Origin of the sequence: Leptospira tipperaryensis, from assembly GCF_001729245.1 — a bacterium.
GTDB lineage: Bacteria > Spirochaetota > Leptospiria > Leptospirales > Leptospiraceae > Leptospira > Leptospira tipperaryensis.
The window spans coordinates 3370001-3377500 of sequence record NZ_CP015217.1; the positions used below are offsets into that span (position 1 = coordinate 3370001).

5 protein-coding genes (2 of these 5 only partly in view) are annotated in these 7500 nt (G+C 45.7%); all 5 read right to left on the reverse strand.

Going from position 1 to position 7500, the window contains the following annotated elements; all coding sequences use genetic code 11:
- A protein-coding gene (rpoC, locus tag A0128_RS15815) for a DNA-directed RNA polymerase subunit beta' (protein ID WP_069608390.1) crosses the window boundary here: on the reverse strand, nucleotides 1–2270 show its 5' portion. 1951 nt of this gene lie to the left of the window's left edge; only the first 2270 of its 4221 coding nucleotides appear in the window; its start codon is at nucleotides 2268–2270; its stop codon lies beyond the left edge, outside the window.
- A 4-nt stretch (nucleotides 2271–2274) separates the two neighbouring features.
- A complete protein-coding gene (gene rpoB / locus A0128_RS15820) occupies nucleotides 2275–5955 on the reverse strand; it encodes a DNA-directed RNA polymerase subunit beta (protein ID WP_069608391.1) in 3681 nt (1226 codons plus the stop codon).
- Nucleotides 5956–6200: 245 nt separating this feature from the next.
- Nucleotides 6201–6575: a 50S ribosomal protein L7/L12 gene (gene rplL / locus A0128_RS15825; RefSeq protein ID WP_069608392.1), complete on the reverse strand. Its 375-nt coding sequence runs from the start codon at nucleotides 6573–6575 to the stop codon at nucleotides 6201–6203.
- Between the two features lie 50 nt (nucleotides 6576–6625).
- Nucleotides 6626–7159, reverse strand: coding sequence for a 50S ribosomal protein L10 (rplJ, locus tag A0128_RS15830; RefSeq protein ID WP_069608393.1), 534 nt, complete (start codon nucleotides 7157–7159; stop codon nucleotides 6626–6628).
- 27 nt (nucleotides 7160–7186) lie between these two features.
- Nucleotides 7187–7500 carry the 3' end of a 50S ribosomal protein L1 gene (gene rplA / locus A0128_RS15835; protein ID WP_069608394.1) on the reverse strand. It continues 379 nt past the right edge of the window, so the window shows 314 of its 693 coding nt (coding positions 380–693); the start codon falls outside the window, past its right edge; it ends in the stop codon at nucleotides 7187–7189.

A 7500-nucleotide genomic window follows, 5' to 3' on the forward strand; every position in this document is an offset into this window, starting at 1 on the left:
GCATCGGCGGTTTTTAACGCCGTATCCGCGAGACCTTTTCTCGCACCGTGAGTGGAGATGAAGAATTCAAGAACCGAAAGACCTTCGCGGAAGTTGGAACGAATCGCGAGCTCAATAATTTCTCCCGAAGGTTTCGCCATAAGACCGCGCATTCCTGCGAGCTGACGAATCTGTTGTTTCGATCCTCTCGCACCGGAAGCCGCCATGATGAACACGGGATTAAATCCGCCCTTGTCTTTTTCCAATTCTTTGAACATGGAATCGGTGATGAGATCGTTTGTTTTTGTCCAGATCTCGATTACCTTTTTACGACGTTCTTCGTTTGTGATGATACCTTTGCGATACTCGGAGTCGGCTTTTTCGACTTCTTTGTTCGCGTCGTTTACGAGTCCGACCTTACCCGGAGACACACGAATGTCTTCGATGGAAATGGTAGGAGCAAACAGAGTCGCATAACGATATCCTAATTTTTTAATATCGTCGAGCATCAATACGGTTTTTGCAGGACCGTATTTGTCATACACGTCGGCGATGATCTTGTTTGTTTCCTTGTCGGAAAGCGGCTTGTTTACGTAAGCATAACCTTCCGGAAGAATCGTATTGAAGATCAATCTTCCAGGAGTTGTCTCGAGAATCTTCCCTTGGTGATAAACGCTGATCTTGGTTCTAAATTCTACAACGCCTCTGTCGATCGCGTAGTGAACCTCGTCCAAGTTCGAGAAAGATTTCAAAGGAACGCCCGGCTCCGGTGGAAGTTCGGAAGTTAAATAATAAATCCCTAATACGATATCCTGAGTCGGTCCGCAGATCGGATGTCCGTTTGCGGGGTTGAGAATATTGTGAGGAGAGAGCATCAACATCCAAGTTTCCAACTGAGCCTTTGGAGTCAGAGGAACGTGGATCGCCATCTGGTCACCGTCGAAGTCGGCGTTGAACGCGTGACAGACGAGAGGATGGAGTTTGATCGCCTTCCCTTCCACAAGGATCGGTAAGAATGCTTGGATCCCCAGACGGTGAAGGGTCGGAGCTCTGTTCAACATCACAGGGTGCTCTTTTACTACGTATTCCAATACGTCGAAAACTTCTTTGTCTTCGGCTTCTACTTTCTTCTTAGCGGACTTGATGTTCGGAGCTAAGTCCAGATCCACAAGTCTCTTCATGATAAAAGGTTTGAAAAGTTCCAAAGCCATTTTCTTCGGAAGACCCATCTCGTGGTATTTCAGCTCGGGACCGACTACGATCACGGAACGACCGGAATAGTCTACCCGCTTACCGAGAAGGTTCTGACGGAAACGACCTTGTTTCCCTTTGAGCATGTCGGAGATGGATTTAAGAGGACGGTTTCCCTTTCCTTTAACGGCGCGTTTTCTGCGAGAGTTGTCAAAGAGAGCGTCAACGGCTTCTTGCAACATTCTCTTTTCGTTACGAACGATGATCTCAGGAGCTTTCAGAGCGAGAAGTCTTTTGAGACGGTTGTTACGATTGATCACACGACGGTATAAGTCGTTCAAATCGGAAGTAGCGAATCTACCGCCTTCCAACTGAACCATAGGACGAAGTTCCGGAGGAATGACGGGAACGATGTCGAGTACCATCCACTCGGGGCGGTTTCCGGAATCACGGAACGCTTCCAAAACTTCCAGACGTTTGAGAATTCTCTTGTCGGAGATCTTATCTTTGTCTTGGATTTTTTGACGGATCATTCTCGCTTCCGCGTCGACGTCGATACGAGCCAGAAGTTCTTTGATCGCATCAGCGCCGATTCCGGCTACGAACTTGTCGCCATACTCGTCGAGATACGCGTGGTATTCTTCTTCGTCGATGAGTTCGCCGCGGTTTCTTCCCGAATCCGCAGGATCGATGATTACGTATTTTTCAAAGTAGAGAACGCTCTTTAACTGGTTCACAGTCATATCGAGCAAAAGTCCCATTCTCGAAGGAACGGAACGATAATACCAGATATGAGAAACCGGAGCCGCGAGTTCGATATGCCCCATTCTTTCGCGACGAACTTTAGAGTGAGTTACCTCGACCCCGCACTTGTCGCAAACCACACCCTTGTAACGGATGGACTTGAATTTACCGCAGTAACATTCCCAGTCTTTGGTGGTTCCGAAAATTTTCTCGCAGAAAAGACCGTCTTTCTCGGGCTTTAAGGTCCGGTAGTTGATGGTCTCTGGTTTTTTAACTTCCCCGTAAGACCATTCTTTGATCCTTTCGGGAGAAGCCAGGCGGATTGTAATCGATTCGAAGTCGTTATGGGATCTCATGTTCTTATGCGTTCTCTATAGTCTCGAATTTAATTTTCTTCTTACTCTTAGAATATTCATCTTCGTAGTCGGAAATATCCACAGTGTTTCCTTCCGAGTCGGTGATGATGATATCCAGAGCAAGCCCTCTAAGCTCTTGAACCAATACGTTGAAGGACTCAGGGATACCAGGTTTGATGGAATGGATACCCTTGACGATCGCTTCGTAGATTCTCGCACGTCCGAGCATATCGTCGGACTTGATGGTGAGAAGTTCCTGAAGAGTATGAGAAGCGCCGTAAGCTTCGAGAGCCCACACTTCCATTTCCCCAAGACGCTGTCCACCGAACTGAGCCTTTCCTCCGAGTGGTTGTTGAGTCACCAAAGAGTAAGGACCGGTCGATCTTGCGTGGATCTTGTCTTCCACCAAGTGAGCGAGTTTTAAGATGTAGATATAACCGCAGAAGACTTCGTTCATAAAAGGAAGTCCGGTTCTACCGTCAAAAAGTTTGAATTTAGAATTCAGAGGAAGATTTGCCTCTTTGCAGAAATTATCCACGTCGACTTCTTCCGCGCCGTCAAAGACCGGAGTTTCAAAAGAAATTCCGAGTTTGCTCGCGGCAAAACCCAACTGAGTTTCAAAAATCTGACCGAGGTTCATCCGTGAAGGAACGCCTAACGGGTTTAAGACGATGTCCATCGGAGTTCCGTCTTCCATGTAAGGCATGTCTTCTTCCGCCATTACACGAGCGACGACCCCTTTGTTTCCGTGGCGTCCGGCCATTTTATCCCCAACCAGAAGTTTTCTCTTTCTGGCTACGAATACTTTTACCATTTCTTCCACGCCCGCAGGAAGTTCGTCTTGATTCTCGCGAGAGAATCTTTTGATATCAATGACGGTTCCTTCAAAACCGTTCGGCATTCTAAGAGAAGAATCTCTTACGTCTTTGGCTTTTTCACCAAAGATAGAATGAAGAAGTTTGTATTCCGGAGTCAGGTCGGTTTCGCCTTTCGGAGTCACCATTCCCACGAGAATGTCTCCCGGTTTCACTTCCGCACCGACGCGGATCACACCGGTTTCATCCAAATCACGGAACGCTTTGTCCGAAAGATTTGGAATGTCTCGAGTGATTTGTTCCGGTCCAAGTTTTGTTTCTCTTGCTTGGATCTCGAACTCTTCGATGTGAATGGAAGAGAATACGTCGTCGCGAACGATTCTTTCGGAGATCAAAATCGCATCCTCGAAGTTGTAACCTTCCCAAGGCATGAACGCCGCGAGAACGTTTCTACCAAGAGCGAGCACTCCGTTGTCAACGGCAGGACCATCGGCAAGGACCGTTCCTTTCACGAGGATATTTCCGATCTCGTCCAACTTCTCACCGGTAACGATTTGTCCCGCGAGAGTGGTTCCTCTTTTTACTTCTTCACCGGAAGAAACGATCGGAGCATATTGTCTGCTTCCCATCTGGAGAATGTATTCTTTTACATCTCCGTTATCCCGTGTTACTTCGATTTTTTCTTTAGAAACCTTGGATACTTTTCCGTCGTAATCGGAGTGAACCACTCCGACGATCGGCTTTTGATTAAAACAAGTTCCTTGGTTGGTCTTTTTGAATTTTGTAAGAGAATAAGTATCGGATTCTTTTCCGCCCTTTCTCTCGACGACGATATTCTCCGCATCCACGGAAACCACAACGCCGTCGTGTTTGTTCACGATACAAATTCTGGAGTCATAAGCGGCTCTGGTTTCCATTCCAGTTCCGACGAAAGGAGCTTCTTCACGAAGAAGAGGAACTGCCTGACGTTGCATGTTGGAACCCATCAAGGCGCGGTTCGCGTCGTCGTGTTCCAAGAAAGGAATGAGCGCCGTAGAAACCGAAACAACTTGAAGAGGAGCCAAGTCCATATACTGGATTTCACTCGGGTTACGGAAAGGAAAGTCCCCTCTGTGACGGGTGGAGATCAATTTGTTTTTGAGTTCTCCTTTCTCGTCGAGAACGCCAGATGCTTGTGCGATATAATGATATTCTTCTTTGTCTGCGGTAAGGTGTTCAATCTGACCGGTGACTTTAGAATTCTTAACCGTTCTGTAAGGAGTTTCTAAGAATCCGTAGTCGTTTACACGAGCATACGAAGACATAGAAAGAATCAGACCGATGTTCGGACCTTCCGGAGTTTCAATCGGACACATTCTACCGTAGTGAGAATAGTGAACGTCCCGCACTTCCATACCGGCTCTGTCTCTCGAAAGACCTCCGGGACCAAGTGCGTTCAGTCTTCGTTTGTGAGTCAGTTCCGCGAGAGGGTTTGTCTGATCCATAAACTGAGAAAGTTGAGAAGAACCGAAAAATTCGTTGATCACGGCCGTGATCGGTTTGATCGAAATGAGAAGTTGAGGAGTTTGGGTTTCAATTTCCTGAACGGTCATTCTTTCTTTGATCACTCTTTCCACTCTGGAGAATCCGGTCTTGAGTTGGTTGGAGATCAACTCTCCAACGGAACGAATCCTTCTGTTTCCAAGGTGATCGATATCGTCCGGATAATAGTTTTCAGTTTCAGAAAAAAGATTCAGAATGTAACGAACGGTTTCGATGATGTCCGCCGGTCTTAAGACGCGAGCCTTTTCACCGGAAAATTCTTTCGGGTTATTAAATTCAAACTTAGAATTGATTTTGTAACGACCCACGTCTCCGAGATCGAAAGTTTTTGGAGAAAAGAAAAGACGAGTCAATTCGGTAGTAGCATTCTCAATCGTAGAAGGTTCACCCTGACGCATCAAAGAATGAAATTTTAAAATCGCATCCTCGTAGTCGTTCACTCCGTCTTTTTCAAGAGCGTTGATCAAAATCGGGTTATCTTTTCCTTTTGGAAATTCGATCAGTTCGACTTCTTTTACCTTCATCTCTTTTAAGATGGAGATATTGTCTTCGTTGACCTTGGAACCGGCTTCGAGCATGACCTCTCCGGTTTCCATGTTGATGATATCGTTGATGGTTCTTCTTCCGAGAATTTTTTTCAGATCCTTGGAAGTAGCGCCTGCGATTTTTTCTTTTCTAGAGCTGTAGAATAAACGAAGAACTTCTTCGTTGGTTCCGTGGCCGAGTGATTTGATAAGAAGAGTAGCCGGGAATTTTTTCTTTCTATCGATCTTCGCGATCAGAATTCCCTTGTTGTCCATCTCGAATTCCAACCAGGATCCTCTGTAAGGAATCACTCTGGCTGAGAAAACGTCTCTTTCCATATCGTAAGAAAAGAAAATACCGGGAGAACGGTGAAGCTGAGAAACGACGACGCGTTCCGCTCCGTTGATGATAAACGTTCCCTGCTCGGTCATCACGGGAAGATCTCCCATGTAGACGGTTTGTTCGCGGATTTCTCCGGTTTCTTTGATGATTAACCTGATGACTGCTTTTAACGGAAGCGCAAAAGTCGCGTCCGTGTCTTTACATTCTTGAGGAGAACGTTTTGGTTCTCCCAGAATATAATGACTGTACTCCATGATCATGTCATTGTTGGGACTTTCAATAGGAAAGGTCTCCCGGAATACAGCTTCTAATCCTTGATGCTTTCTTTTGGTTTCATCCTTAACGTCTGTCTGAAGAAACCAGTCAAAAGAACGCTTCTGAATTTGAATCAAGTTAGGAAGGTAATCCAGATTCGTGATTTTTCCGAAATTTACCCGTTTTCTCTCTACTTGACCGTACATTCTTTGTGCTCCCTATCGATAATGAAAAAAACTATGACCTGTATAAACAAAACGAACCTACGTTTTTGCTTTTAGCAAAAAAGAAGGATTCGAACTCTTTCAGCCTAAGTCCTTTTTTAAGAAAAGATACTAAAATTCTGAAAGGCTGTAAATACAATAGAGCAAGAGGGCCTGAAACCAGGCCTCCTTGCCGTGAGTGAAAGGATTTTTTGAAAGCTAGCGCTAACAGAGCTCTAACGAAACGATTAGCTCGCTTTGAGTTCAATCTGTGCGCCAACGCCCTCGAGTTTCTTTTTGAGGTCATCAGCTTCTGCTTTAGAAACGCCTTCTTTAACAGACTTTCCGCCAGCTTCAACGAGGTCTTTCGCCTCTTTCAATCCGAGTCCAGTGATTTCTCTTACGAGTTTGATCACTTCAATCTTCTTATCGCCAAAACCTTTCAGAATGACGTTATAAGTAGAAGCTTCTTCAGCAACAGCTCCGGCAACAGGTGCCGCCGCGGCTACTGCAACCGGAGCTGCAGCAGAAATGCCGAATTTATCTTCCATTTTTTTAACGAGGTCTGCAGCCTCAACTAAGGTTAGTTTTCCGATTTGCTCTAATAGCGCTTCTGTAGACATTTATATGCTCCTTTGATTCCGTTTAGTCGTTTTGCTATTTAAAAAATACGTTACGCGTTGTTCTTTTCTGCGGTTGCTTGGATCGCTCTTGCAAGAGACGCGATGATCTGATTGAGACCAGATGCGATCGTTCTTGCCGGTGCGTTGATTCCGCCTGCAATCATAGCGAGAAGTTGTTCGCGACTTGGAAGTCCTGCGATCGCTTCTACACCTTCTGCATCCAATACGGATCCGTCCATGTAACCCGCTCTTACAATGAGGTTCTTATTTACCTTTGCAAAGTCTTTGCAAACTTTTGCAACGGCTGGAAGATTCTCACCTGCGAAGATAGCAGCCAGTGGTCCTTGGTATTCAGGTCCGAAAGAAATGTTTTTGTCTTTGTGACCTTCCGATTCTTTCAGAGCTCTTAAGAAAAGATTGTTCTTGAGAACTTTCATCTCGGAACCTTCTTTTCTCAACTGAGCGCGGAGACCGGTGATTTCTTCCACGGTCAATCCTGAATAGCAGGCAAGAATGAAGTTATTCTTCGCTTCCAACTTGCCTTTGAGTAATGCGACTGCTTCTACTTTTTCCTGATTCGCCATTTTCTATAACTCCAAATCTTGTCCAGGTCAGACGGAAGTATTGACCAGTTCTTTCACGTCTACTTTCACGCCGACTCCCATCGTAGGAGAAACGGAGAAAGTTTTCAAATAATCGCCTTTTGCATCGGAAGGTTTATCACGCATCAGAGTTTGAACTACGGTGCGGATGTTTTCGACTAACTTCGTATTGTCGAAAGAAACCTTACCAACTCCGAGGTGAACGACACCGCCTTTATCGGGACGATACTCGATACGACCTGCTTTCAATTCACCGACCGCTTTTGCTACGTCGTTGGTCACGGTTCCCGCTTTCGGTTTTGGCATAAGGCCTTTTCTACCGA

Bases quoted from the DNA above. Each gene is read 5' to 3' on its own strand.
- rpoB (WP_069608391.1), bottom strand. From the start codon at position 5,955: ATGTACGGTCAAGTAGAGAGAAAACGGGTAAATTTCGGAAAAATCACG.
- rplJ (WP_069608393.1), bottom strand. From the start codon at position 7,159: ATGGCGAATCAGGAAAAAGTAGAAGCAGTCGCATTACTCAAAGGCAAG.
- rplL (WP_069608392.1), bottom strand. From the start codon at position 6,575: ATGTCTACAGAAGCGCTATTAGAGCAAATCGGAAAACTAACCTTAGTT.